The organism is Actinoplanes sp. NPDC051861, assembly GCF_040681145.1.
Lineage (GTDB): Bacteria > Actinomycetota > Actinomycetes > Mycobacteriales > Micromonosporaceae > Actinoplanes.
Window position 1 is genome coordinate 181,240 of sequence record NZ_JBFAYE010000019.1, and the last position, 24,809, is coordinate 206,048.

20 protein-coding genes and 1 riboswitch are annotated in these 24,809 nt (G+C 71.8%); of the genes, 8 read left to right on the plus strand and 12 right to left on the minus strand.

Going from position 1 to position 24,809, the window contains the following annotated elements; translation table 11 throughout:
- Window positions 1-71: 71 nt before the first annotated feature.
- The 4 genes from AB0M02_RS35755 to AB0M02_RS35770 form a co-directional block, all read right to left on the minus strand.
- On the minus strand, window positions 72-632 hold the full coding sequence (locus AB0M02_RS35755; protein ID WP_364235252.1) for a TetR/AcrR family transcriptional regulator: 561 nt from the start codon (window positions 630-632) through the stop codon (window positions 72-74).
- A gap of 22 nt (window positions 633-654) precedes the next feature.
- On the minus strand, window positions 655-4,491 hold the full coding sequence (cydC, locus tag AB0M02_RS35760) for a thiol reductant ABC exporter subunit CydC (protein ID WP_364235254.1): 3,837 nt from the start codon (window positions 4,489-4,491) through the stop codon (window positions 655-657).
- A gap of 377 nt (window positions 4,492-4,868) precedes the next feature.
- Window positions 4,869-5,849 (minus strand): cytochrome d ubiquinol oxidase subunit II, encoded by a 981-nt coding sequence (gene cydB, locus AB0M02_RS35765; RefSeq protein WP_364235257.1) that lies wholly within the window; start codon window positions 5,847-5,849, stop codon window positions 4,869-4,871.
- 10 nt (window positions 5,850-5,859) lie between these two features.
- The gene (locus tag AB0M02_RS35770; protein WP_364235260.1) at window positions 5,860-7,266 is read right to left on the minus strand and encodes a cytochrome ubiquinol oxidase subunit I; all 1,407 of its coding nucleotides are present in this window, start codon (window positions 7,264-7,266) and stop codon (window positions 5,860-5,862) included.
- A 72-nt stretch (window positions 7,267-7,338) separates the two neighbouring features.
- Here AB0M02_RS35770 and AB0M02_RS35775 point away from each other — a divergent pair, with 72 nt between their 5' ends.
- The 3 genes from AB0M02_RS35775 (at window position 7,339) to AB0M02_RS35785 (ending at window position 9,842) form a co-directional block, all read left to right on the plus strand.
- Window positions 7,339-7,692 carry a BlaI/MecI/CopY family transcriptional regulator gene (locus AB0M02_RS35775; RefSeq protein ID WP_364235262.1) on the plus strand — a complete coding sequence of 118 codons (354 nt, stop codon included), beginning with the start codon at window positions 7,339-7,341 and terminating at the stop codon, window positions 7,690-7,692.
- Window positions 7,689-8,600 (plus strand): M56 family metallopeptidase, encoded by a 912-nt coding sequence (locus AB0M02_RS35780; RefSeq protein WP_364235265.1) that lies wholly within the window; start codon window positions 7,689-7,691, stop codon window positions 8,598-8,600. The genes AB0M02_RS35775 and AB0M02_RS35780 overlap by 4 nt, the downstream gene beginning before the upstream one ends.
- 121 nt (window positions 8,601-8,721) lie before the next feature.
- Window positions 8,722-8,856: riboswitch (cyclic di-AMP (ydaO/yuaA leader) on the plus strand.
- 17 nt (window positions 8,857-8,873) lie between these two features.
- On the plus strand, window positions 8,874-9,842 hold the full coding sequence (locus AB0M02_RS35785; RefSeq protein WP_364235268.1) for an NlpC/P60 family protein: 969 nt from the start codon (window positions 8,874-8,876) through the stop codon (window positions 9,840-9,842).
- A gap of 80 nt (window positions 9,843-9,922) precedes the next feature.
- Here the strand turns inward: AB0M02_RS35785 and AB0M02_RS35790 are convergent, their stop codons facing one another.
- Complete coding sequence (locus AB0M02_RS35790; protein ID WP_364235270.1) at window positions 9,923-10,384, minus strand: MarR family transcriptional regulator; 462 nt, start codon at window positions 10,382-10,384, stop codon at window positions 9,923-9,925.
- 53 nt (window positions 10,385-10,437) lie between these two features.
- On the opposite strand from AB0M02_RS35790, the gene AB0M02_RS35795 reads away from it, so the two are divergent.
- Together AB0M02_RS35795 and AB0M02_RS35800 are read left to right on the plus strand one after the other, a co-directional pair.
- Entirely contained in the window at window positions 10,438-11,514 is a 1,077-nt protein-coding gene (locus tag AB0M02_RS35795; protein ID WP_364235273.1) for an epoxide hydrolase family protein, read from the plus strand.
- A 93-nt stretch (window positions 11,515-11,607) separates the two neighbouring features.
- Window positions 11,608-13,755: a tetratricopeptide repeat protein gene (locus tag AB0M02_RS35800; protein WP_364235275.1), complete on the plus strand. Its 2,148-nt coding sequence runs from the start codon at window positions 11,608-11,610 to the stop codon at window positions 13,753-13,755.
- A gap of 6 nt (window positions 13,756-13,761) precedes the next feature.
- Here AB0M02_RS35800 and AB0M02_RS35805 read toward each other — a convergent pair whose 3' ends face one another.
- From AB0M02_RS35805 to AB0M02_RS35815, 3 genes are all read right to left on the minus strand, one after another.
- Window positions 13,762-15,117 carry a HAMP domain-containing sensor histidine kinase gene (locus AB0M02_RS35805; protein WP_364235278.1) on the minus strand — a complete coding sequence of 452 codons (1,356 nt, stop codon included), beginning with the start codon at window positions 15,115-15,117 and terminating at the stop codon, window positions 13,762-13,764.
- The gene (locus AB0M02_RS35810) at window positions 15,118-15,864 is read right to left on the minus strand and encodes a response regulator transcription factor (RefSeq protein ID WP_364235280.1); all 747 of its coding nucleotides are present in this window, start codon (window positions 15,862-15,864) and stop codon (window positions 15,118-15,120) included.
- 71 nt (window positions 15,865-15,935) lie between these two features.
- Window positions 15,936-16,916, minus strand: a complete 981-nt coding sequence (locus tag AB0M02_RS35815; protein ID WP_364235282.1) for an intradiol ring-cleavage dioxygenase — start codon at window positions 16,914-16,916, stop codon at window positions 15,936-15,938.
- Between the two features lie 143 nt (window positions 16,917-17,059).
- Between AB0M02_RS35815 and AB0M02_RS35820 the strand changes: the two genes are divergently transcribed.
- Window positions 17,060-18,238 (plus strand): hypothetical protein, encoded by a 1,179-nt coding sequence (locus AB0M02_RS35820; RefSeq protein ID WP_364235284.1) that lies wholly within the window; start codon window positions 17,060-17,062, stop codon window positions 18,236-18,238.
- On the opposite strand, the gene AB0M02_RS35825 is transcribed toward AB0M02_RS35820, so the two are convergent.
- The 3 genes from AB0M02_RS35825 to AB0M02_RS35835 all read right to left on the minus strand — a co-directional run bounded on the left by AB0M02_RS35825 (window position 18,223) and on the right by AB0M02_RS35835 (window position 21,294).
- Window positions 18,223-18,981 (minus strand): phosphatase PAP2 family protein, encoded by a 759-nt coding sequence (locus AB0M02_RS35825; RefSeq protein ID WP_364235287.1) that lies wholly within the window; start codon window positions 18,979-18,981, stop codon window positions 18,223-18,225. The genes AB0M02_RS35820 and AB0M02_RS35825 overlap by 16 nt on opposite strands.
- Before the next feature lie 97 nt (window positions 18,982-19,078).
- On the minus strand, window positions 19,079-20,083 hold the full coding sequence (locus AB0M02_RS35830; RefSeq protein ID WP_364235290.1) for a tetratricopeptide repeat protein: 1,005 nt from the start codon (window positions 20,081-20,083) through the stop codon (window positions 19,079-19,081).
- On the minus strand, window positions 20,080-21,294 hold the full coding sequence (locus tag AB0M02_RS35835) for an AAA family ATPase (RefSeq protein WP_364235293.1): 1,215 nt from the start codon (window positions 21,292-21,294) through the stop codon (window positions 20,080-20,082). Before AB0M02_RS35835 ends, AB0M02_RS35830 begins: the two co-directional genes overlap by 4 nt.
- A gap of 153 nt (window positions 21,295-21,447) precedes the next feature.
- Between AB0M02_RS35835 and AB0M02_RS35840 the strand changes: the two genes are divergently transcribed.
- On the plus strand, window positions 21,448-24,018 hold the full coding sequence (locus tag AB0M02_RS35840; protein ID WP_364235296.1) for a Clp protease N-terminal domain-containing protein: 2,571 nt from the start codon (window positions 21,448-21,450) through the stop codon (window positions 24,016-24,018).
- 34 nt (window positions 24,019-24,052) lie between these two features.
- On the opposite strand, the gene AB0M02_RS35845 is transcribed toward AB0M02_RS35840, so the two are convergent.
- On the minus strand, window positions 24,053-24,322 hold the full coding sequence (locus tag AB0M02_RS35845; protein WP_364235298.1) for a DUF2277 domain-containing protein: 270 nt from the start codon (window positions 24,320-24,322) through the stop codon (window positions 24,053-24,055).
- Between the two features lie 26 nt (window positions 24,323-24,348).
- On the opposite strand from AB0M02_RS35845, the gene AB0M02_RS35850 reads away from it, so the two are divergent.
- Window positions 24,349-24,780: a DUF1992 domain-containing protein gene (locus tag AB0M02_RS35850; protein WP_364235300.1), complete on the plus strand. Its 432-nt coding sequence runs from the start codon at window positions 24,349-24,351 to the stop codon at window positions 24,778-24,780.
- Window positions 24,781-24,809: the final 29 nt, after the last annotated feature.

A 24,809-nucleotide genomic window follows, 5' to 3' on the forward strand; every position in this document is an offset into this window, starting at 1 on the left:
CGCCGGAACACTCCGCGGTCTCGTCATACAAGCCCTCCCTACCGGAACATCCATGGTTGCCCCGGCTGCGCTCAGTCAGGCGGTGGTGTCCTCGATCCGACCAGCTCGGTGACCCAGTCAACCGCAACCTGCGCCTGTGAGGGCGGGCCCGCGTACAACCCGTTCACGATCAGCCAGATCCGGTCCGCGAGAAGGGTGTCGCCACCGCACTCCGCCACGAGCCGGTCCACTTCGGCGCGGGTGTCCGCCAGGTACGCCTTCGCCACCCGCGCGGGCTCGTCGTCCTCGCCCGGGAACTCGGTCAGGTAGTTCCGGAAGGCGCAACCCCGGTAACGGGGCCGCCGCACCATGTCCGCGATCTCCAGCACCAGGGCGGTCAGCTGCGACTCCGGCCCGGCGGCCCAGCGCAGCGCCTCGGTGCACGAGCGGTCCCGCTCCTGGCGTACCAATGCCAGATACGCTGCGGCGAGCGACGCCTTTGACGGAAAATGGCGGTACAGCAGGTTCTTGCCGCACCCGGCCACCTCCACGACCTGCGCCATCCCGACCGCCCGGACTCCGTGCTCATAGAACAGTCCGGCGGCGGCCGTGAGGATCGTGTCGCGAGTACCCGGCGCGGGCGTGCGTGCCATGGTGACGAGTTTAACGGACCGATCAGTCCGTTAAGGAGGACCCGCCGCCGACGCCGGTGTCATCGAGCGTCAACACCCGGTCCACCAGGTCGAGCCCTTCCGAGCGGTGTGCGAGAACCAGCACGGTCCGCCCGGACGCCGCGTCGAGCAGGTCCGCCATCAGTTCCCGCGCACCCGCCTCGTCGATGCCCTCGGTCGGCTCGTCCAGAATCAGCAGTCCCGGCTCCGCGAGCAGCGCTCGCGCCGTCGCCAGCCGCCGTCGCTGACCACCCGAGACAGTGCTCCCGCCGGTTCCGAGCCACGTGTCCAGCCCGTCCGGAAGCTCCGCAAGCCACGCACCGAGCCCCACGCGGCCGAGTGCCAGGGCAAGCTGCCGGTCGGTTGCGGCTGGTGCCGCAAGACGCAAATTCTCGCGTACGGAGGACGCGAACACATGCGCCGTCTCCTCCCCGACGAGCAGGGCGGGCCGGCTCCCACTGATCTCGACGTGTCCGGAGGCGGGCGCCAGCAGACCCCCCAGCACCGCCGCGAGAGTGGACTTGCCGGACCCCGACCGCCCGGTGATCGCCGTCCGTGAGCGAGCCGCCAACTCGAGGTCCAGCCCGTCGATGACAGGCCCCCGCCGCAGATCCCACCCCGCGACAAGCCCCCTCACCCGAACCACCGACCCCGTCCCCTCGGATCGCCCCTCCTCGGATCGCCCCTCCTCGGATCGCGTCTCCTCGGCCCGCGTCTCCTCGGACCGGGCGTCCCTCGGTTGCCTCTCCGCGGAGGGCCGCTCCCAGGACGCCGGCTCCTCGGTCAGGGCCGCCACCCTTTGTGCCGCGCCTGCCGCCTGCCGACGGGCGATCGCCGCTTCCGGGAGCCCTACCACCGTTTCCCCGAGCACGATCATCCCGAGCAGCATCACCGCACTCCACTCCGCGGACAGCCCACCCCCGGCCAGCGCGAGCGCGGTCCCAGCCGCTGCCGCCCCCCACCCGAGGTGGGCGATCGCCCCAGCCAGTCCCGCCTCTCGCGCCTGCCGGGCCTCGAGCAGGGCGAGGGTCCGGCTCCGTTCCTCCGGTACGCCAACCCGCCCCGCACCAGCCCCGATCTCCTCGACCGCGTCCACCGTCTCCACCACGGCATCCCGCAGAGCAGCCCGCGCCACCCCCGTAGCCGCCTCCACCCGCGCCACCTGCCAAGCCGCCACCGCCGGTGCCACCACGCCCGCCACCAGCAGCCCCACCGCGAGCGGCACCGCGACCATCGGCGCCGCCACCACCACCGCGACCCCGGCCACCACGACGGTGACCAGCGCGGCCAGAGCCGGCAGCCGCCCCCGCAACAGCCCGTCCACCTGCGCGTCCACGTCGTTCACCAGCCGTGTCAGCAGATCCCCGCGCCGATGGGTGAGCCGCCCCGGAACCCGCGGTACCAGCGCGGCATAGACATTCGCCCGCCGCCGCCCCAACCGGGCGAACGCCAGATCATGTGCCACGAGCCGCTCCAGATACCGCAGCAACGGCCGAGCCACCGCACTCCCGCGAACCAGAACCACAGCGGCCGACAACGACAACACCGGCGGCAGGAACGAGGCCCGCACCAACAACCACGCCGCCGCCCCCGTCAGCACGATCCCCGCAACCGAAGCCCCGGCCCCCAGCCCCACCGCGACCGCCGGCCGCCGAAGCCGAACTCCCCAGTCCCCCCAGCCCGTCGCCGCTCCCGCATTCACGTCACCAGACTCGGGGCCGCCCGGGACACTCCTCGGCCGGCTGTCCGTCCGTGCCGCTTCGCCCGAACCGCCTGCCGATCCGGCGGGCGGGTGCAGCTCGACAACCCGGCCCCGCACCGGCTGCGTCGCTTCGCCGGGACCGCCCGCCGCCGAGGTGGGGGAGGGCAGCTCGACAACCTGGCCTTGCACCGGCTGTGTCGCTTCGCCGGGGCCGCCCGCCGCTGAGGTGGGCGAGGGCAGCTCGACGACGCGATCCGCGGCGGCGAGCAGACCCGGGCGATGAGCCACGACGAGCACCGCGAAACCGCGCCCGGCAAACTCGCGCAACCTCTTCACGATGCGACGTTCGGCGACGGCGTCCAGGTGGGCGGTCGGCTCGTCGAGGAGCAGGGTCCGAACCGCGCTCCGCCCCGACGCGGCACGAACGTCCACCTGCCCGGACGCGGCGCGGACGTCGGCCCGCCCAGGCGCGGCGCGGACGTCCGTCTGCCCGGGCGCGGCGCGGACGTCCGTCTGCCCGGGCGCGGCGCGGACGTCCGTCTGCCCGGACGTGGCGCGGACGTCGGCCTGCCCGGGCGCGGCGCGGACGTCCGCCTGTCCCGACGCGGCGCGGACGTCGGCCTCGGCTCGGTGCAGCAGGGCGGCCAGCGCCAGCCGCTGCCGCTGGCCGGAGGAGACGCCGCTGCCGTGCTCACCGAGTGGGGTCGTCTCGCTGACCTCACCGCCCAGGCCGACCATGTGCAGCGCGGCCCGGATCTCGTCAGCGGACGTCCCGGGCGGGAAGACCTCAGCGACGGTCCGAGCGTGAGGCAGTGCGGGTCGCTGGGGTAGAAAGAACGTTCTCCCTACCGCCACCGCGCCCGCCTCAGCAGGATGAAGCCCCGCCAGCACCCGCAGCGCCGTGGTCTTCCCAGCCCCCGACACCCCGCGCAGCGCCACGATCTCGCCGCCCCGGACATCCAGCTCGTCCAGCGTCACAGCGGGTCCCCGCCCACCCGGATAGCGAGCCCGCAGCCCCGCCACCCGCACACCCCACCGCCCCGCCGCGATGCTCGTGAACGTAAGCCGCGCGGCGGCGTTCGTTCCATCCGATGTAGGCGCCGGCGACGCGGTGCCCGGCCTTTCGTCGGGATTGTCCGGCAGGGACGCTGAGCAATCCCCGGTTGGCTTGTCCCCCGCTGTGTGCCGCGACCTCGGAGCGTCGGCGACCCGGGTCGCGGGACCGGTCGGTGGCGCAAGAGACCCGTCCGCGGGACCGGTCGGTGCGGTGAGGATCTCGTCGACATCGGCTATGACGGCTCCGGCGTCGGTGGAGGCGTGGTAGCGCGCCGCCATTTCGCGGAGGGGCCGGTAAGCCTCGGGGGCCAGCAGGATGACGAGGAGGGCGGGGGCGAGTTCCATGGTGCCGGCGGCTACGCGCAGGCCGGCCTGGACGGCGATCAGGCCTACTGACAGGGTGCCTACCAGGTCCAGGGCGGTGGAGGACAGGAACGCCACCCGCAGCACTCGCAGGGTCGCCGAACGGTGCCGGTCGGTCAGGTCGGCGATCACGTCAGTCTGGCGTTCGGCTCGGCCGAAAACCTTGAGGGTGGGCAGGCCGTGCACCACGTCGAGGAAGTGGCCGGCCAGCCGGGCGTCCGCCGCCCATCGCTGACGGGCGCGTGCCTGCGTGGCCCAGCCGATCAGGGCGCCGAGCAGCGGGATCAGTGGCAGGGTGAACGCCGCGATCACCGCCGAGGCGGGGTCCACGACCGCCATGACGACTACGACCAGGGGTGGCAGGACCACTCCTAGGACCAGCGCCGGCAGATAACCGGAGAACCACGGGCGCAGGGCGTCGAGGCCGGTTCCGAGTACGGCGGTGAGGCGGCCGCCCCCATAGGACGCCACCCACGCCGGACCCCGCCCGACGACGGCCCGGAGCAGGGAGCGCCGCAGCTCGTCGGTGACTTTCGCGGCCGTCCTTCGTGCTGCTACCTGCTCTGTCCACGCCAGCCCGGCGCGCGCCGCGAAGGCACCCGCGAGCAGCGCGATCGCCCCGCCGCCGCGCCCGGTGACGATCCCGCACAGCGCCACCGCGATGGTCAGCGTCGCGACGGCCTGGCCCACGCCGACGGCCGCCAGCAGCGCGATCCCCACACGACCCGATCGGGCATGCCGCAACAACCGCGGATCGATCGGCCCCCTGGCCGCGCGCGCCTTCCCCGCCGCCCCACCCGAGACCTTGGGCGCCAACGCCGCCCCGGAGCGGCCGGAACGCCCAAGATCGCCCGGGGGAGACGCGGAGGAAACAGAAGACAAGGAAGAAACGTCGGAAGCGGAGGGCGCGGAGGGAGGGGGAGGCACGGAGGGCGCGGGAGGCGTGGAGGGAGGGGGAAGCGCGGAGGGCGCGGGAGGCGCGGAGGGCGCGGAGGGAGAGGGAGGCGTGGAGGGAGCGGAGGGCGTGGAGGAGGAAACGGGAGAGGTTGAGGAGGCGTTGGCAGGGGCGGGCGCCGAGGAAGTGGAGGCGGGCACTCTCATGACGGCACCCGTTCGCTGGCGACGCGGCGGCGAAACACCCAGTATGACCAGGCCTGATAGACCAGCACCCCCGGCAGGATCAGCACACCGGCGATCGTGAGCAGGCGTAGTGCCTCCGGGCCGGCGGCGGCTGACGAGCGGGTCAGGCTCCACGACGGGTCGAGGGTGCTGGCGAGTACCACGTCCCCGTGGACTGTGAAGACCGCCACCACCGCTCCGGCCACCGCCAGGGCCACGACGGAGAACGCCAGAGCCTCTCGCTTTCCCCGAGCCTGCAGACCGGCCACGAAGACCAGGGCGGCTGCGGCGAGAGCGAGCTTGGAACCCGTACCGATGCCTAGAAGTAAAAGGGTGACCGCGCCTCCCGTGCTGGCATGGCGTGCCAGATCGCGTGCCCGGTGGCGCACCGGGCCGGTGGTGCGCAGGGAGAGGAACGTCGCACCCAGCAGGATCGCCGCGAGGAGCCCGGCGAGCGCGCCCAGCCCGGCCGCGGGAGTGAGCAGAGGACTGAGGCTGCGGCTGAGACCGGTGCCGGTGACCTCGCCGTCCGCGCCCAGAGCGAGCCCGTGGACGAACACGCCGAGCACCGCGCCCCAGAGCAGGACGATGCCCGCCGAGCTGGCCGACAGCAGCAGGTCACAGCGGCGCTGCCACGACGCGGACGAGTGCTTGCCGCGGAATTCGAGGGCTACGCCGCGCACGGCCAGGAGCAGCAGGATCGCGACCATGGGCAGGTAGAGGGCGGACATCAGGGCGGCGTACCAGTCGGGGAAGGCGGCGAACGTGACGCCGACCGCGGCGACCAGCCAGACCTCGTTGCCGTCCCAGAACGGGCCGATGGTGCGGATGACGGCGCCGCGTTCGTGCGGGTCGCGCCCGAGCAGGGGGCCGAGGATGCCGACGCCGAAGTCGAAGCCCTCGAGGACGAAGTAGAGCACCCATGCGAGGACCAGCACCGCGAACCAGAAGGTGACCATGACAGAGCTCCTAGTAGGACGGAACCGGCTCGGAAGCGGAAATATCCGATACTTCGGGGGTCAGTGGCTTGCGGGACAGGTGCAGCACCAGGCGCACCCACGCGACCGCCAGCAACCCGTAGACCAGCGTGAATCCGGCGAGGGACGCCACCACCTCGGCGGACGTCAACCCGGGCGAGATCCCGTCAGCCACCTTGGAGATCCCGAAAGCGAGCCACGGCTGCCGAGCGGTCTCCGTGAAGATCCAACCGAACGTGTTGGCCGCGGCCGGCAACAGCGGCGCCACCACCACGAATCGCCGCAACCAGCGAGGAGTCCCGGAACCCGGCTGCAACACCCGCGGCAGAAATGCCAGACGGCGTGACCAGGTCGACCAGAGATGGAACGCCGCCAGGGCCATCGCCAGCACGCCGACCCCGATCATCAGCCGGAACGTCCAGAACGCCACCGGAATCATCGGCACATAGCTGCCCGGCCCGTAGGCCGCGACGTACTGCGCCTGCAGATCGTCGATCCCCTGCACGGTCCCGCCGAACGACCCTGTGCCGAGGAACGAGAGCAGCCCCGGGATCTCGATGCTGAAGAACGGCCGATCGTGCCCGAGCGCACCGATGGCGAAGATCGAGAACGGCGCTCCGGTGGTGGTCGAATACAACGCCTCAGCGGCAGCCATCTTCATCGGCTGCACGGACGTCATCACCTTCCCGAGGTGATCACCGCTGATGGCGGTGACAGCCCCGCCCACCAGCATGATCCAGGCACCGATCCGCGATAAAACATGAAATGTCCGATCAGCGGACACTCGCCAGATCCCGATGGCCATGAGCAGGCCGCCACCGGCCATCGCCGCACCGCCGATCGTGTGCGGGAACGCCGCCAGCACGACCTCGTTGGTCAGCAGCTCCCCGAAGCTGGTGAGGTGAGCCCGCCCGGTGGACGGGTCCAGGGCATAGGCGACCGGGTTCTGCATGAACGAGTTGGCCGCCAGGATGATGTACGCCGAAAGCAACGTCCCCACCGCCACCACGACGATCGTCGCCGCGTGCAGACGCCGTGGCAGCCGGTCCCACCCGAAATACCAGAGCGCCAGGAACGTCGCCTCGAGGAAGAACGCCAGCATCCCCTCGATGGCCAGCGTAGGTCCGAATACATCCCCATAAAATCGGGCAAAAGCGCTCCACCCGAGCCCGAACTGGAACTCCTGCACCAGCCCGGTGACCACCCCCACGGCGAACGTCACGATCAGCAGTTTCCCGACAAATCGCGTCAGGTCCAGAAAGGCGGCACGCCCAGTTCGCATCCAGGCCAGGTGCAGTCCCGCAGCCGTGCATGCCAGCGAGATCGACACCGGCACGAACAGATAGTGGTAGATCGTCACGACCGCGAACTGCAGCCGCGTCAAATCAAGCACATCCATGACAGCCCCCTACGACGCTTCGTAGTAGATACTACGACGTGTAGTACGACAACTTGAAGTAGGATGGGAGACATGGCGAAGGGCGACCTCGAACGCGAGGTCCTGACGAAACTCTGGGACGCGGGTGAGCCGCTCACCGTCCGGCAGGTCCACGACCTGCTCAGCCGCGACCGCGACTTGGCGTACACGACGGTGATGACCGTCCTGGACCGCCTCGCCAAGAAGGGCGTCGTGGTCCAGCAGAAGGCCGACAAGGCGTACAAGTACGCCCCGGCCCGGTCCCGCGAGGAGATGACCGCGGGGCTGATGATGGACGCGCTGACCGCCACCCCGGACCGGGACGCCGCCCTCGCCTACTTCGTCGGCCAGCTACCCCCCGAGGCCCTGCGAGCCGCGATAGAAGCGGCGACCAACGCCGAGCGGTGACCGCCCTCCTGCTCGGCGCGCTCGGGCTCACCCTCTCCCTGGTCGTGCCCGGCGCCCTGGCCAACGCCCGCTGGCCGGACCGCGCACCGGTCGCCGCCGTGATCCTCTGGCAGGCGCTCACGCTCACCGCGGTGCTCTGTGCCCTGGGCGTCGTCCTGGCCGCCCCCGAGGAACTGACCCGCGCCGCCGGCGCCCGCCACCCCGAGGCGGCCGCCGCGCTCGGCTTCTCCCTGGCCGTCGCCGGCACGATCGTCGCGCGGCTGCTCATCTCGCTCGGCCGGGTCAGCTACCGGGCGCGGGCGCGGCGGGCCCGGCACCGCATGCTCGTGGACCTGCTCGACCGGGTCGAGCGCCACGAGGACCTCGGCGGGGGAGAGGTGCGCGTCCTCGACGGCCCGCTGCCCCTGGCCTACTGCGTACCGGGCCGGTCCCCGCGGGTCGTGCTCAGCGACGGTGTCCTTCGCGTCCTCGACCGCGAGCAGGTCGACGCCGTCCTCGCGCACGAGCGCGCCCACCTGCGCCACCGGCACGAGCTGGTGATGGAGTCGTTCACCGCCTTCTACCGCGCGGTGCCACGGCCGCTCCGCAGCAGGCAGCCGCTTGACGCCGTACATCTGCTTCTGGAGATGGTGGCGGACGATGCCGCACGTCGCCGCACGGGCCCGGCACCGCTGCGGGCCGCGTTGGCCCGGCTTGCCGACGCTGTCCCGCTGGCGGAGGAGGTCGCGGCCGACCCGGAGGGTGAATCTCGCCGCCGCAGGCTGGCGCGGCTGTCCGGCCCGGACCGCAACTCGACCGCCGTGACCCTCGCCGCGGCCGCCGCCGCAACCGGGCTGCTCGTGCTACCTACCGTGATCCTCGTGGTGCCCTGGCTGGGAAAAGCGCTGGACGCCTGGCCCATTCAGTGACGGGGCGTATCCATAAACCTGCACGCAGTAGGAAATGGAAGCCGCGCTTCCAGTCACCGGCATGATCCGAGTACGGTGGTCCCCGGTCCGGCAGCCCCCCATCGTCCATCCCGGCCGATCTGACGGACCACCGCCTAATCGTCGACAGACGAACCGGGGACCCAGGTAGTTCCGGGGTGAAGTCGTGCGAAAGCGGCCGGGTGTGCTTCCCACCCGAACCCGTCAGCTAACCCGGTCGGCGGCCTGACCAGGAAGAAAGGACAACGCAACAACGTGAAACGCTTCCTGCGCGGGCTGGCCTGCCTTGTGGCCACTGCCGGGCTCGTTCTCACCGGGCCGGCTGTTGCCCACGCCGAGCCGACCCCCTCCGCCATCGAGAAGCAGATCGATGAGCAGTGGAACACGCTCGAACCCGTCATCGAGCAGTACAACGACGTGCACGGGAAGCTGACCAAGCTGCGCAAGCAGCAGAAGCAGCTGGCGAACACCCTCGCGCCGCTGCAGGCGCAGGTGGACGTGGCCATGAAGGAGGTGCGCGGCCTCGCGGTCGACGCCTACATGCAGGGCCCCCCGAGCGTGCTCAACGCCATGCTGATCAGTGGTTCCCCGACCGGTCTGACCGAGAAGCTCACCCTTCTCGACCAGCTGGCCTACAACCAGGAGCAGTCGATCGCCGAGGTGGCGAAGCTGCGCGACAAGTACGCCACCGACAAGGCCAAGGTGGACCAGCTCGAGACCGAGATCGCCACCCGCGACACCGACCTGGCGTCGAAGAAGAAGGCGATCGAGGGCGAGATCAAGGACCTCCAGAAGCTGCGGATCGAGGCGTACGGCACGTCCAACGTCGACGACGGCCCGCTGCGTACCGGTCCCTGTCCGGTTACGTACACCAACGACAAGGGTGGTCGCGCGGCCCAGAAGGCGTGCGACCTGATCGGCCTGCCCTACGTCTTCGGCTCCGACGGTCCCGGCAGCTACGACTGCTCGGGCCTGACGCAGGCGGCGTGGGCGGCGGTCGGCGTGCACCTGGAGCACTACACGAAGGACCAGTGGGGCTCGACCAAAACGGTCAGCCGGAGCGAGTTGAAGCCGGGCGACCTGGTCTTCTACTACTCCGACGTGCATCACGTCGCCATCTACATCGGCGGCGGCAAGGTGGTGCACGCTCCGCACACGGGAGACCATGTGCGGATGGCGACGATCGACCGGGGTCCGATCGCCGGCTATCGCCGACCGGGCTAGAGCTGAGCGAAAACGGTCGCCGCCAGTTTTTGGTGGCGGCCGTTTCGTTTTTGGGGGTACGCGTCCCCGCGCTCTCGATCCTATGAACCCGCGGCGTCACCGCGCCGTCCAGGCCGATGCGCGGCCGCCGGGGCATGGTGGTCCAAAAGGCGTCGCAGCAGTCCCGCCAGGATGTCCCGCTCCTCCTGGCTCAACGGTCCCAGCAGGTCGTCCTGGACCGTTTTTGCCCGCTCAGCGAGCTCGTCGGCGCGGTCGCGTCCTTTCGGCGTCACCGTGATCACGTTGCGCCGCCGGTCAGATATGTCTGTATTTCTCGTGATAAAGCCTCCATCCTCCAGCTCGTTCAGGGCCCCCACCAGATCACTGAGGTGAATGTTGGTCCGCCTCCCGAGCGCCGCCTGACTCGCCGGCCCCTCCTCGATCAGCGAGCTGAGCAGCCGGTAGTGATACCCCCTCGCCCCGACCGCCCCCATCCCCTCCGCGACCAGCCGATGCGCGTGCGCCGCGACCTGGGTGAGCAACCAGCTGTGCAGATGATCCACGTGGCGAGGATAACATTGGACTTCCTAACGTTAGGCACACTAACGTTAGGCGCATGAACGAATCCACGCTCCGCATCCCGCAGGCCGATCTCGACGACCTCACCACCCGCCTGGCGCGCACCCGCTGGCCCGGCGAGATCCCCGGCACCGGCTGGGACCACGGCATCCCGCAGGACCGCGTCCGCGCCCTCGCCACCCGCTGGGCCGCGTTCGACTGGCGCGCCCACGAGGCCGAGCTCAACGCCCTCCCGCAGTACGTCACCGAGATCGGCGGCGACCGGGTGTATTTCGTCCACGTCCGCAACGCCGACCCGCATGCCCTGCCGCTCGTCCTCACCCACGGCTGGCCCGGCTCCACCGTCGAGTTCCTCGACGTGATCGGCAAACTCGCACCGCACTTCCACCTGGTGATCCCCGCCATCCCCGGCTTCGGCCTGTCCGGGCCCACCACCCGCCCCGGCTGGGGCATGGGCCGGGTCGCGCGGGCCTGGGCCGAGCTGATGGACCGTCTGGGCTACCGCCGCTACGGCGCGCAGGGCGGCGACTGGGGCTCCGGCATCTCCCAGGCGCTCGCCGCGATCGCGCCCGAACACGTCGTCGGCGTCCACGTGAACTACCTGCCCATGGCCGGCCCCGCCGACGGCCTCGGCGACGCCGACCGGGCCCGCCTCGAGAAGACCATGCGACTGGCCGCCAACCGCCACCCGCACCAGATCCTCTTCGCCGCCACCCCGCAGACCCCGGCGTACGCCCTCAACGACTCACCCGCCGGCCTCCTGGCCTTCCTCGGCGAGAAGTTCCACACCTGGTCCGACCCGTCCACCCCGGTCCCCGACGACCGCGTCATCGCCAACATCGCCCACCACTGGTTCCTCGGCACCGCCGGCTCTGCCGCCCGCCTCGTCAAGGAGTCCGGCCTGCCCACCTCCCGCCCACCCATGACAGCGCCACTGGGAGTGGCCGTCCTACCGTGCGACATCACCCAGTCGATCCGCCCGCTGGCCGAGCAGCGCTACGACATCCACCACTGGACCGAGTTCGAGCGGGGCGGCCACTTCGCGGCCCTGGAGGTCCCGGACGCCTTCGCCACGGACGTGACAACGTTCTTCCGCACACTCACGAACCGCTGAGCGTCACCCTTCGAGGGAAATCCTCGGGGATTCGCCCCGATTGGTCCGCTGATGACCGCTGATGTGCGAGCGCTCGCGCCCGAAGATCGACCCGTGACGCACTGGGACGGCATCGAACGGGCATCGTGGATCGCATCGGTGGCCGCCCTGGCCGTCATGCTCGTCTCCACCGTGCGGCTCCGGCCGCTTCTCAGCCGTCTCCGGAAACGGCGGGCGAAGGCCACCGCCGACAGGCGGGCCCAGGCCACCGACGGCGGGTGTGTGCGGGCCATCGCCGGCGGGCGTGTGCGGGCCATCGCCGGTGGGAGTGCGCACGCCGCCGCCGGCGGGCGTTCGCAGGGACCGGTCGTCGTCGGCCGGATCCCGCAGACGCCGACTCGGTTCCAGCACCGGCGTCTGCACGACGACCTGGCGGACACCGCCCGGCCAGGCAGCGTCCGCGTGCTGTCCGGCCTCGGCGGCGCCGGCAAGACCCAGGCCGCCGCCGACCTGGCCCGCAACGCGTCCGGCCTGGTCGTCTGGGTGACCGCCACCAGCCGGGACGCCATAGTCACCGCCTACGCCGAGGCGGCGCACGCTCTCCGGCTCGCGGATGATCACACCGCCCCGGAAACCGCGGCGGGCCGGTTCCTCGACTGGGCGCGGCACGCCGAGGACTGGCTCGTCGTGCTGGACAACCTGGACGCACCGGAGTGCGCCGAAGGCTGGTGGCCACCCGCCGGGGGCCACGGCCGTACCGTGGTCACCACCCGGCAACGGTGGGAGGGCGGTCTGGCGGTCGGCACGTTCACTCCCGACGAGTCGGTCGCCTTTCTCAAGCAAGCGCTCGGCTGCCCGGTCACCCGCCGCGACGCGAGCGCTCTCGCCGAGGCGCTCGGCCACCTCCCGCTCGCCCTTGCGCAGGCAGCGGCCTTCCTCCGGGAACGCCAACTCGACCCGCCGGCCTATCTGCGCCGCCTGCGCGACGAGAGACAGCGTTCCGGCGCTCCGGCCGCCACCTGGGCCGTCTCCATCGCGGCGGCGGACGAGTCGGCTCCGCGCGGTCTCGCCCGGCCGGTCCTCGACCTGCTCTCGGTGCTGGCGCCCGAGGCGGTGCCCCTGGAGTTCTTCAGCTGCGAGTCGGCGGTGGGGTACGTGACGCTCGACGGCGAGACGGGTCACGACGCCGGCGACGTCTTCGAGGCCCTGCACAACCTGCACCGACTGCATCTGATCACCCTCAACCCGCGGATCGGCGTGGTCGAGACGCACAGCCTCGTGCAGCGGGCGGTCCGGGGGAACCTCTCGGACGAGGAAGTCGAGACGATGGCGATGATCGCCGCCGACGCTCTGATCGACATCTGGCCGGACGTGGAGCCGAGCCGCCTCCGCGAGCAGATGCTGCGGTCGAACGCGCTCGCCGTACGCGATCATGCCGGAACCACCCTGATCGCGCCGGCCACCCACGTTCTTCACTTCCGCCTCGTCCGGAGCCTGGCCGAGGCGGGCAACGAGGAGGGTGCCGCCGCCGTGCTGAGGCGGCTCCTGGACGAGCAGACCCGCCTTCTCGACGAGTGTCACCCGAACATCCTGACCACCCGCAAGCACCTCGCCGACGTGCTTGCCGAAACCAACCCGGCCTGGTCCGCCCGCGCGTACCACGAGCTGCTGGCCGACTGTGAGCGGACGCTCGGCCCCGACCACCACTACACCCTGGTGGCGCGCTGCCAGGTCGCGGCGCTGCAGGACGATCCGGCGGCCGCGGTGACCGCGCTCCGCGAGCTGCTGGCCGACTGCCGCCGCGTCCTGGGCCCGGAACACGAGGTCACGTTCGGCGTCCGGTCCTCGCTGGCCCATCGGCTCGGCGAGGCCGGCGAGGTCGCGAACGCGAGCCTTCACGAGGCCGTCCTCGCCGACGAGACCCGGCTGTTCGGCGCGGACGATCCGCGGGCCATCGCGACCCGCAACAACCTGCTGTGCCTGCGCGACGACAGCGTCGCCGGTTATCGGGACCTCGTCGAGGTCTGCGCCCGCGTCCTCGGGCCCGACCACCCTCGCAGCCTCACCACACGGATGAACCTGGCAGCCGCGTACAGCGACGCCGGCGACCACCATGCCGCCGCCGAACTCACCTGGGAGTTGCTGATGGACCACGCCCGCATCTACGGCGAGGACCACTTCGAGACACGTGTGGTCCACTCGGCGCTGCAGCTCTGGCTCAGCCTGGCGGCCGCCGGCGAGCGAGAGCGACCCACCGGGTAGTGCGTCTCACGGGGTCGCGGGCAGGCGCACCTCGACGCGCAGGCCCGGGTTCGCGTCGGCCAGGGTCACCGTGCCGCCGTGGCGGCGGACCAACTCGTGGACTATGGCCAGGCCCAGGCCGGAGCCGCCGGCGTCGCGGGCTCGGGCGTCGTCGAGGCGGGTGAAGCGCTGGAAGACGCGGTCGCGGTCGGCCTCGGGGATGCCGGGGCCGTCGTCGGTGACGACAATGAGCAGGTCGGGGCCGTCGGCGGAGGTGGTGACGGTGACGCGGTCGCGTTTGTGGCGTACGGCGTTGTCGAGCAGGTTGGCGACCACCCGGGCGAGGGCGTCGGGTTCGCCGGTCAGGGGCAGGGGCTCGCCGGTGTCGCGGTGTTCGACGTCGGGGTAGCGTTCGGCGGTCTCGCCGACCAGCTGGCCGAGGTCGAGCTCTTCGACGCGGCCGGTGACGTTGCGGGTGGTGCCGTCGTCCTGGCGCGCGAGCAGCAGCAGGTCGTCGACGAGGCGGGACAGGCGCTGCACGTCGGCCAGCAGGTCGTCGGCCAGTGCCGGCCAGTCGGTGTCGTCGGGAAGGTGCTGGGCCACCTCGAGTTCGGTGCGCATGTTGGTGAGCGGGCTGCGCAGCTCGTGGGCGGCGTCGGCGACGAAGGCGCGCTGGCGGGCGCGGGCCGCGTCGAGCCGGTGCAGCATGTCGTTGAGGGTGACGGCGAGCCGGAAGATCTCGTCGTGGGAGCGGGGCACCGGGAGGCGGCCGGCCCGGGTGCCGCCGGTGATCTCCTCGGCTCCGGAGCGCAGGGCGTCGACGGGTGCCAGGGCGGCGCCGAGAGCGCGCCACAGGACGAGGGCGAGCAGGCCGACGAGCAGCGGGAAGATCACCAGCACGGTGAGGCGGAGCAGGTGCACGCTCTGGGTGATCTGGTCGGTGGAGCGGGCGACCAGGATCCGCATCGGTGCGGTGGGCGGGCCGGCGGTGACCTTCACGACGCGGGCCTCGCCGTGGTAGCCGAGGCGGGTGCCGGGGATGCGGACGCTGCGGCCGTCGGGCAGGTCGCGCAGCTCGTCGTCGTAGAGGATCGGGACCAGGCGGTCGGCGGTGAGTGAGACCGCGATGACCCGGTCGCCCGCGTCGAGGACCTGCACCTGGACGCCGGGCGGCACGGGGATGGACCGGGTGAGCGAGCCCTGGTCGATCAGGCGGGCGACGCCCTCGGCGGTGTCCATGGACTCGGAGTGGACCGAGCGGGTCTGGGCGTATCCGAGGACGGCGACCAGCAGGATGCCGCCGGCGGCCAGGCCCAGGGCGAGTCCGGCGGCGGAGACCAGCAGCAGCCGGGCCCGCAGACTCAGCTCACGGATGCGCCGCACTCAATCGCCCGGCGAACGAGGGGCGGCGAGATCGCCCGGGGAGCCGGGAGCGGCGAGATCGTCCGGGGAGCCAGGGGCGGATCCGGGGCCGGCCACGGCGAGCCGGTAGCCCGCGCCGCGGACCGTCTCCAAACGGTCCCGGCCGATCTTCCGGCGGAGATAGCCGACGTAGACCTCGACGGCGTTCGGCGCGGTCTCCAGGGCGGCGTCCCAGACGTGGTCGAGCAGTTCGGTCTTGGAGACGACCTGGCCGGGACGGCGCATCAGGTATTCGAGCAGGGCGAACTCGCGGGCGGTCAGGGTGACCTCGCGGCCGGCCACGAGCACCCGGCGTTCCGCCGGATCGAGTTCCACGTCGCCGAAGCTGAGGACCACCGGGCGGGCCTGGGCGCCGCGGCGCAGCAGGGCCCGGAGACGGGCGAGCAGGACGATGTACGAGAAAGGCTTCGTCAGATAGTCGTCGGCACCGCAGTCGAGACCGTCCGCCTGGTCGTACTCACCGTCCTTGGCGGAGAGCATGAGCACCGGCAGCCAGTGGCGCTCGGCGCGCAGCTGCCGCACCACCCGGTAACCGGACAGGCGCGGCAGCATCACGTCCAGGATCATCGCGTCGTAACCGCCGTGGCGGGCCATCTCCAGGCCGTCCTGCCCGTCGGCGGCGACGTCCACCGCGAAACCCTCGGCCTGCAGGCCACGGCGCAGCGCCGCGGCGAGCCGTGCCTCATCCTCCACCACCAGCAACCGCACACCCACACCTTGGCACGCCGCCGCCGGATTCCGGCACTGGCTCTCAGGGACTTCTCAGCGGCGCGGGCCTCTCAGCGGCTCGGCGGCGCCCCACCGGGAGGCGGCCCGCTCGGCGGATTGCCACCCTGCCCACCCGGCGCTCCGGAGGGCGGGGCTCCCGGCGCTCCCGACGGCCGCCCGTCCCCGGTGTTCTGCCCGCCTGTCGGAGTGGTCGTGGTGTCCACGCCCACCTCCAGCGTCACCGCGAACCCGCTGGTCACGTCCCCGGTGACGGTCGCCAGCTGGGAGGCGGCGGAGTCCTCGCCGAACACGTTGTCGCTGTCCAGGGAGACCTGCGCCAGGTTGGTGACCGACGTCTCGTACCCGGTGGCCTTGTAGACCTCGTCGCACGTGGTCTCCGGCAGCGCGACCTGCGAGGTGGCGATCGCCTTCGTGGAGTCGGTGATGCTCGCCTGGTCGGGGTAGACCTCGAAGTGGATGTGCGGCCACCGCCCGCTGTAGCAGGCCGGGAAGACGCTGGTGAACTCCACCTTGCCGGTGGCGTCGGCGATCTGGACCCCGCGCAGGTAGTTCTCCTCGGCGATCGCCGCGGAGTACATCGAGTACTCCCCGGCGCGGTTGCAGTGCCAGACGTACACGGCGACCCCGGTGAACGCCGCGTCCGAGTTCGCGATGTCCTTGATCGTCAGGGTGAGCGTCATCGGCACGCCCTCGGCCACACCGGTCGCGCCGCCGAAGCTGGACCGGATGTCCTTGCGCACGATGCCGCTCGACGTCAGCACGTTCGGCCCGTTGGACCCGTCACCCGGGTACGGCCCCGCCGTCTCGTCCGGGATCTCGGTGAGCGCGTCCTCGTTCGTCTCCGTGGTGACCGAGGACCCGCCGCCCCCGCCCCCGCTGTCACCGCACGCGCCCAGCCCGAGCGCGGCCGCGCCCAGCCCGAACCCGCGCAGGACCTGACGGCGCCGGAGGGTGCCCAGGTCGAACGCGAGCCCCTGGTCGACCAGCTCCTCGCCGGGTCTGGGCAGTTCACGCCCCTCGTAGGTAGCCATGGATCCCCCGATCACAAAAATCCTGTATGCCCAGAATGAGGCTATCTGACCGACCCGGCAGGGACCTCCCTTAAGGGACTTTCTCAGCGGGATCACAGCGGTGACGGAGCACCATGGCTACCAGACAACAGGAGGTGGACATCGTGTCCGTGTTCAGGTCCAGGCCGGCGTTGCGCTGGCTCGTACCGTCGGCCGCCGCGGTGGCGGTCATCGGGGGCGGCGCGGCGGCCGGAACGATCGTGGCGAGCGCCGACCCGGCGCTGCCGGAGCGCACCGCCGCCCAGCTGCTGGTCGATCTGCAGAGCGCCGATCCGAAGGGGCTGTCCGGCACCGTGGTGCAGAGCTCCGACCTCGGCCTTCCCGGCGTCGCCGGCCTGCTGAGCCAGGCGGCCGGCAGCATGGCGGGCAGCGGCGGCGGCGGGCTGACCAGCCTGATCGCCGGCAGCAACACCGCCCGCGTCTGGTACGCGGGTGAGGACAAGGCCCGGTTCGCGCTGGTCGGCACCGACGGCGAGACCGACGTGATCCGCAACGGCCAGGACGTCTGGGTCTGGCGCAGCACGGACAACACCGGCACGCACGCCGTCCTGCCGAAGAGCGAGACCGGCAAGCCGGAGGCGCTGCCGTCCGGTGTGCCGTCCAGCCCGCAGGAGGCGGCCGACGCGGCCCTCGCCGCGATCGACCCGACGACGAAGGTCGCCACGACCGGTGCCGCCGAGGTGGCCGGGCGTGACGCGTACGAGCTGGTGCTGAGCCCCAAGGACACGAACTCACTGGTCGGTCAGGTCCGCCTGGCGATCGACGCGACCGAGCACATCCCGCTGCGGGTGGACGTGTACGCGAAGAACGCCACGAAGCCCGCCTTCCGGGTGGCGTTCGAGCAGATCTCGTTCGTGGTGCCAGACGCCGAGCAGTTCACCTTCAACCCGCCGCCGGGCGCGAAGGTCGACGAGGCCGGTCAGGTCTTCGGTGCGGCGGACGCCAAGCGCGAGGCCGGCAAGGCCAAGGCGGAGGCGCAGGCCGAGGCGCACAAGGCTCTCGGTGAGGGCGGCGAGCCGAAGGTCATCGGCAAGGGCTGGACCTCGATCATCACCGCGAAGCTGCCCGGTGACTCGGCTCTGGCCGAGGCCGAGAAGGCGGCCAAGAAGGACGGCGCCGAGGCCGAGCAGCTGCAGGGCTTCCTCGACGTCATGCCGAAGGTGAGCGGTACGTGGGGCAGCGGCCGGCTGCTGAGCGGCGCGCTGTTCAGCGTCCTGCTGACCGACGACGGCCGGGTCTTCGCCGGTGCCGTCACCCCGGAGGCGCTCTACGCGGTCGCCTGATCCGCCAGCTTCTCCGAAGGGCCTCGCCGTTGCCGCGGCGGGGCCCTTCCCACGTCCACGGCCGCCGGCTGCTGCGAGCGCAGCACCGCGTAGGCGGCGGCGAGCAGCGCGGCCGCGGCGAGGGCGTCGAGCCAGTAGTGGTTGCCGGTCGCGACGACCACGAGCAGGGTGACGGCCGGATGCAGCAGCCAGAGGCCACGCCACCTGCCGGAGGTGGCGCTGATGACGGCGACGGCGACCACCAGGGCCCAGCCGACGTGCAGGCTGGGCATGGCGGCGTACTGGTTGGAGAGCTGGTCGGTCTCGGGAGCGCCGTAGACCGCCGGGCCGTAGAGCCGGCCCAGGTCGAGCATGCCGGTGGCGGTGAGCATCCGGGGCGGCGCGAGCGGCATCAGGAAGTGCACGGCCAGCGCGCCGGAGGTGAGCAGGACCAGGACGTTGCGGGTCCAGCGGTAGTGCGCCGGGTGGCGCAGCCAGAGCCAGATCAGGCAGGCGGCGGTGGCCGGGAAGTGGACGTACGCGTAGTAGCTGTTCGCGGCCGTCACCAGGGCCGGCTGGCCGAGCAGGGCGTGCTGCAGCGCGAGTTCGCCGGGCAGGCGCATCCACCGCTCCAGGTTCCAGACGTCGTGCGCGTTGGCGAACGCCTCGGCGACGTGCCCGTCGGCACCGAGGCGGGCCACCTTGTAGAGCAGGAAGAGGCCGGCCACGAGCGCGAGCTCCCGGACCGGGTTACGCCTGTTCAAACGACTGCCGAATTCGCCATGACGGCCAGCATCCGGCGATCTTGCCCATTGAGCAAGATTCAATCGGGCAAAAGTGATCCAACCCGCAGACGGGCGGTCAGGAACGTTCGGCTCGGCCGGCGGCGAGAAGCACACCGACCGCCCCGGCGCAGAGCACCATCGCGGGCGAATGTGTGCTCACCGCGTACCAAAGAAGAAGCGTGACCGTCGCGCTCGCGGCGACCAAACCGCAGGCCACCGCACGTCGCGTGCGTGGCGGCAGCAGGCCGAGGCACCGCCAGGGCAGGCGGCCCGCCGGGATCAGCACCCGCACCGAGAAGAAAATCATGACGGCCGCGACCGTCGCCGCGGCGGCCCGGGCCAGAAGCAGCGCCGAGGGCCAGGCGAGAGCGCTCAGCGCGAGCGAACCGGCCAGCAGCAGACCGACCAGCAGGCCGCGCCGCATGCCGCTGAGCAGACCGCGGATCGGCCAGGTCATCGCCACACCGCCCAGCTGAGCCGGATGATCGGCGGCCAGCCCGCGCAGTCCGCGCATCGCCGAACCCACCCGCAACCGCTCCGCGTCCAGCAGAGCGATCATCCAGCGGCCGTCGGCGTTCTCCGGATCCCGGGCCAGGGCCTGGCGCACCGCGTCGCGTGCGGCGTCGCGGCGCCCGGCGTGCCGCTCGATCTCGGCGAGCGTGAGCAGATCCGGCACCGACTCCGGATCGAGCGCCAGCGCACGGCGGGCGGCGTCCCGGGCCCGGCCGAAATCACGGTGCGACACCAGCGTGCGGGCCAGCACCCGGTGCGCGGGCGGATGCGCGGGATCCAGCCGGACGGCCTCCTCGGCCTCGGCCAGCGCCTCCGCCGGCCGCTCGCTGAGCAGGAGGCACTCGGCCCGCTCGATGTGCGTGCCGGCCAGGTGCGGAGCGGCGGACACCGCGGCGTCGGCGGCGTCCAGGGCGTCCGGGCCGCGGCCCTGCAGCCGGAGCAGGCCGGCGAGCAGCGCCAGCAGCTCCGGATCCGACGGCAGCTCGATCAGCCCGGACCGGACCGCCTCCTCGGCGTCACGGAAGCGGCCGACCCCGGCGAGCAGGCGTGCCCGGGAGGCGGCCGTCACCGCACCTTGCGCTTCTTGAGGTACGCGGCCAGGTCGTCGTACTCGCCGCTCTCGTTGGCGAACATGGCGACGTTGCGGGCGGTGGAGAACCAGGCGTCGGTGGACGGGCGCACCTCACGGACGGCGGCCAGCATGTCCGGCTGGTTGATCATGCGGACCTCGCCGGTGGCGATCGAGTCGCGCATCGCGTACTCCGCGGCGGTCTCGCACAGGTGCGCCAGGTCGGCGCCGGAATAGTGCTCGGTCGCCGCCGCGATCTGCGCAAGGTCGATGCCGGCGACCGGGCGGTCGCGCAGGTGATACTCCAGGATGGCGGATCGGGCCGGGCCGTCCGGGGGAAGAACCAGCAGGGTACGGTCCAAGCGCCCGGGCCGCCGCAGTGCCGCGTCGACGTCCCACGGCGCGTTCGTGGCGGCCAGCACGAACACTCCGTCGTTGCCGCCGTCCACCCCGTCGAGCTCGGTGAGAAGCTGGTTCACCACGGTACGCATGGACGACTGCAACTGGCTGCGCTTGTGCCCCAGCGCGTCGATCTCGTCGAGGAACAGCACGCATGGCGCGTGGCCGCGGGCCGACTCGAACAGGTCGTGCAGGTTGCGCTCCGACGAGCCGATCCACATGTTCAGCACGTCGGTGATGCTCAGCGAGATGAACGACGCGCCCATCTCGCCGGCGACGGCCCGGGCCAGGAAAGTCTTGCCGCAGCCGGGCGGGCCGTAGAGCAGCAGGCCGCCGCGCAGGCTCTTGCCGAACAGGCTGCGCAGCTTCGGGTTGCGCAGCGGGCCGAGGAACGAGACCTCCAGGCGCTTCTTCACCTCGGCCATCCCGCCGACGTCGGCGAGGGTGATCGTGGAGCGCTCTATGTCGAAGGTGCGGTCGGCGTGGCCGCGCACCGGGTCGGGCTCGCCGTCGGCACGCGCGAAACGTGGCGGGACGACGTCGCCGAGCTGTTCCTCGAAGGCCGCCCAGTCGACGTGACCAGCGGGATTCTTCGGCTCTTCTGCCGTTTTCTCCGGTTTCAGTGACCGGGTCATCAGCTGCTGCGCGGTGGTGTTGCCCGGCTCGCGCGCCAGGACCTGCGCGGCATGCGCTATCGCCTCGCCGCCGCGACCGGCGGACACCAGCAACTCGGCCAGGTGCAGCCGCAGCGGAAGGTCGTCGGGGCGGGCCTGCACCGCGGCGGTGAGGCTGTCGATCAAGGCGTCGCTCATGACAGGCGATTATGCCCCTCGGGCCTGCACGCCGACTGTGCCGCCCGGCGGTTTCCGCCGCCATAACGACCGAGTACCCACGGTGGTTACGCACTGTCCCGAAGGGGACTCGAGCCTTCTGGATCCGGTCGTCGCTCCCTACGCTCGGTCGGCGTGCGACGCCCCTTGTTGACGGCGGTGGTGGCTGTCAGCGCCGTGGCCGCGGTCCTGTTCGCGCCGATGGGTGACTGGCTGGCGGAGCATCCGCTGCCCGGCCAGTCCTGGATGCGCGAACACCTTCTGCTCTCCGCGACGATGTTCGGCGCGGTCATCGCCGTGCTGACGCTGCTGCAGGTGCGCAGCCCGCGTGACGAGGGCGGCTCGGTGGCGTACACGGGGCCGGACGGTTCCGGCGACCGGTGGCTGTCCGACCTGCGGGTGACGGTCCGCAAGGTGTGGATCGATCAGGTGCTGGCGCGGTCGCTTGCGCACGTGGTGCCCACCGAGCTGAACTTCGCCGAGCGCGCCGACCTGCTCACCAGCCCCGTGGAGGTGCACGAGGGCCGCCACACCCGCCGCTTCCCGCACGGCACCTCGCTGATGGAGATCTTCGACGACGAGAACACGCAGCGCCGGCTGCTCGTCGTGGGTGACCCCGGTTCGGGCAAGACCACCCAGATGCTGCAGCTCGCCGAGGCGCTGCTGGAGCGCCCGGACGCCGCGCCGGTCGTCCTGCCGCTGTCCACCGGCCGGTGGCGGGCCACGCCGTCGTCCGTACCGCACGACCGGGACGACAAGGCCCTCGCGGAGTTCACGGGATGGCTGGTCAAGGAGATCGCCACCCGGTACGACGTGCCTCGGCGGCGCGTGCAGTCCTGGGTCGAGGACGAGAACTCGCCGCTGATCCTGCTGCTGGACGGTCTCGACGAGATCGCCGACGGGAACGAGCGCAACCGCTGCGCGGCCACGCTCGCGCTGGTCCGGAGGCGCCTCACGGTCGGCATGGTGGTGTCGTGCCGGATCCGGGAGTACGAGGCGATCGGCAAGCGCCTGAACTTCGGCACCGCGGTCGTCGTCCTGCCGCTGGAGTCGGAGGCGATCGACGCGTACCTGACGGCGGCCGGGCCCGACCTGTCCCACCTGCGATCGGCGTGCACCGACGACGTCCGGCTGACGGAGCTCTTCCGGACTCCGCTGACGCTGGGTGTGGCGATGCTGGCGTACCGGAACCGGGTGCCGGACCCGGAACTGCTCGTCGGCTCGATCGAGCAGCGGCTCCGGCATCTGTGGGCGGTCTATCTGGACGTCATGCTGCTCCGGCGGCGCTCCGCCGTGGACGAGCGCGCGGGCGACCCGCGGTTCCCGCCGGAGACCACCCGCAAGGGGCTGCGCTCGATCGCGCGGATGATGGCCGCCGAGGGCCGGACCGACTTCAGCCTCAGCCGGCTCGGCCTCACATCGCTGCCCCGGAGACTCCGCTTCGTGCTGCAGGGCGTCTTCTGGGTGGTCTGGGCCGTGCTGGCCGTGCTGGGCCTGGCCCGGGTCCGCGAGGCCGTGGGCCACCTCACCCAGCCCGAGGTCGGCCAGTCCTTCGTGATGCTGACCGGTGCGGTCGCGGTGATCTACGCGGCGGTCCGGGTGCACGCCCAGGAGGGCGAGGTCGCCGCCGACTGGGACTACGAGCTGGAGCGGATACCTCAGGGCCTCGGGCTCGGAGCGTTGCTGGGACTGTTGCTCGGTCTGTTCCTGTGGGTCCTGGTCGGGCCGATCGGCCTGCTGGTCGGCCTCGTCCCGGGCCCGATCGCCGGCCTGCTCGCCGGGATGGCGGCCGTCGCGGTCCCGCTGCCGGACCGCAAGGTCGCCTCGACCCGGTCACCGACGCTGCCCACGTTCGTCGCGCAGCTGGCGACCGTGACCGCCACGGTCCTCACGGCCTCCCTGCTGTTCCTCCTGATCCGGCCGCTGTTCGCCGAGACGCCGTACGCCCAGGGCCTGCTCGCCCTGATGTTCAGCCCGGCGGCCGGCATCGTCATCGGCTCGGTGGGGCTCGGGTTCACGGCGTGGTGGAGCCATCGAACGGCACGGATCGCGGCGGTCGGCCTCGGGCTGGTGCCGCGGCGGCTAGGGGCCTTCCTGCGCCACACCGACGAGCGGATCCTGATGCGCCCGGCGGCCGGCGGGTACCAGTTCCTGCACCTCAGCCTGCGCGACCACCTCCTCGGCCGGACCACCGCGTTCACCGTGACCGGCTCCCTGACCGACGCGCCGGAACCTGCCTGGGCGCGGGTGCTCGCGGAACACAGTGTGGACCGGGAGACACAACTGGCCCTGTACCGCGCCGAGATCGCCGCCCGGGACCTCGGCCACGACTACCTCGGCACGGAGCACCTGCTGCTCGGCCTCGCCCGCGCCGACAGCGCGCCGGGCGTGCTGGACGAGTTCGCGGTCACGCCGGCCGAGATCCACGACGAGATCCTCGACCTCGTCGGAGCGGGCACCGGCGCGATCCGGCAGTACGAGGCGCTCACGGTCCGGGCGCTGCGGGCCCTGCAGAGTGCGGTCCATGAGGCGGGCCGGGCGGGCGTCGCGGTCCTCCCGGAGCACCTTCTCACCGCGATCGTCCGGGACGGCGAGGCCACCGCCACCCGGGTGCTGACCGCGCTCCGGGTGCCGATCCCGGCCGGGAACGGACCGCCGGCACGCGCGCTCGACGACACCGGCGAACTCCCGGCCGTCACCGACTGAGTTCCCGGCGACCTGCGGCCGGCACGCGGGGGTGTCAGGAGGCGTAGCGCTTCTCCGCGCGGGCTCGGGCCTTGGCGGCCTCCACCTCACGGTTCTTGGGCGGCGCGGCGGTGACCAGCTCGGCCAGCAGCTCGGCCGTGGCGGCGGTGACCGCGGCGACGGCTCGGTCGAAGGCGGCCTGGTTCGCCTGTGAGGGACGGGTGCTGCCGGCGACCTTGCGCACGTACTGCAGCGCGGCCGCGTGGATCTCGTCGGTGGTCGCCGGGGGTTCGAAGTTGTGCAGCTGGTGGATGTTGCGGCACACGTCGGGCTCCTCCGTAGTCTGGGGGGATGGTGCACTGGTACGAGTCGTCGATCGACCGGCAGATGCGCGAGGCCACCGAGCGCGGCGAGTTCGACAACCTCGCCGGCACCGGCAAACCCCTGTCAGGGTACGGCGAGGAGTACGACGAGGACTGGTGGGTCAAGGACTGGCTGCGCCGGGAGGGCGGCGCGGCCGGCGTGATCCCGGCGTCGCTGGCGTTGCGCCGCGCGGTCGAGGACCTGCCCGGTGACTTCTCCACCGAGCAAGCGCTGCGCGATCACGTCGCCGACCTGAACGAGCGGATCGACCGGGCACGGCGCGGCCTGATCAGCGGCCCACCGGTGGTTCTCGCCCCGCTGGACGTCGAAAGGATCGTCGCCGACTGGTCTAGGTGTTGTGACCGAAGACGTTGTTCACACGGCCAGTCGAGTGATCGGTGGGTGTCCTCCGAGGGCTGAGTGGCTGCGTGCAGTGTTGTAGTAGTCGA

Bases quoted from the DNA above. Each gene is read 5' to 3' on its own strand.
- cydB (WP_364235257.1), bottom strand. From the start codon at position 5,849: ATGGTCACCTTCTGGTTCGCGGTGCTGGTCCTCGCATGGGTGCTCTAC.
- AB0M02_RS35775 (WP_364235262.1), top strand. From the start codon at position 7,339: ATGGCGAAGGGCGACCTCGAACGCGAGGTCCTGACGAAACTCTGGGAC.
- AB0M02_RS35770 (WP_364235260.1), bottom strand. From the start codon at position 7,266: ATGGATGTGCTTGATTTGACGCGGCTGCAGTTCGCGGTCGTGACGATC.
- AB0M02_RS35835 (WP_364235293.1), bottom strand. From the start codon at position 21,294: ATGAGCGACGCCTTGATCGACAGCCTCACCGCCGCGGTGCAGGCCCGC.
- AB0M02_RS35795 (WP_364235273.1), top strand. From the start codon at position 10,438: ATGAACGAATCCACGCTCCGCATCCCGCAGGCCGATCTCGACGACCTC.
- AB0M02_RS35850 (WP_364235300.1), top strand. From the start codon at position 24,349: ATGGTGCACTGGTACGAGTCGTCGATCGACCGGCAGATGCGCGAGGCC.
- AB0M02_RS35815 (WP_364235282.1), bottom strand. From the start codon at position 16,916: ATGGCTACCTACGAGGGGCGTGAACTGCCCAGACCCGGCGAGGAGCTG.
- AB0M02_RS35755 (WP_364235252.1), bottom strand. From the start codon at position 632: ATGGCACGCACGCCCGCGCCGGGTACTCGCGACACGATCCTCACGGCC.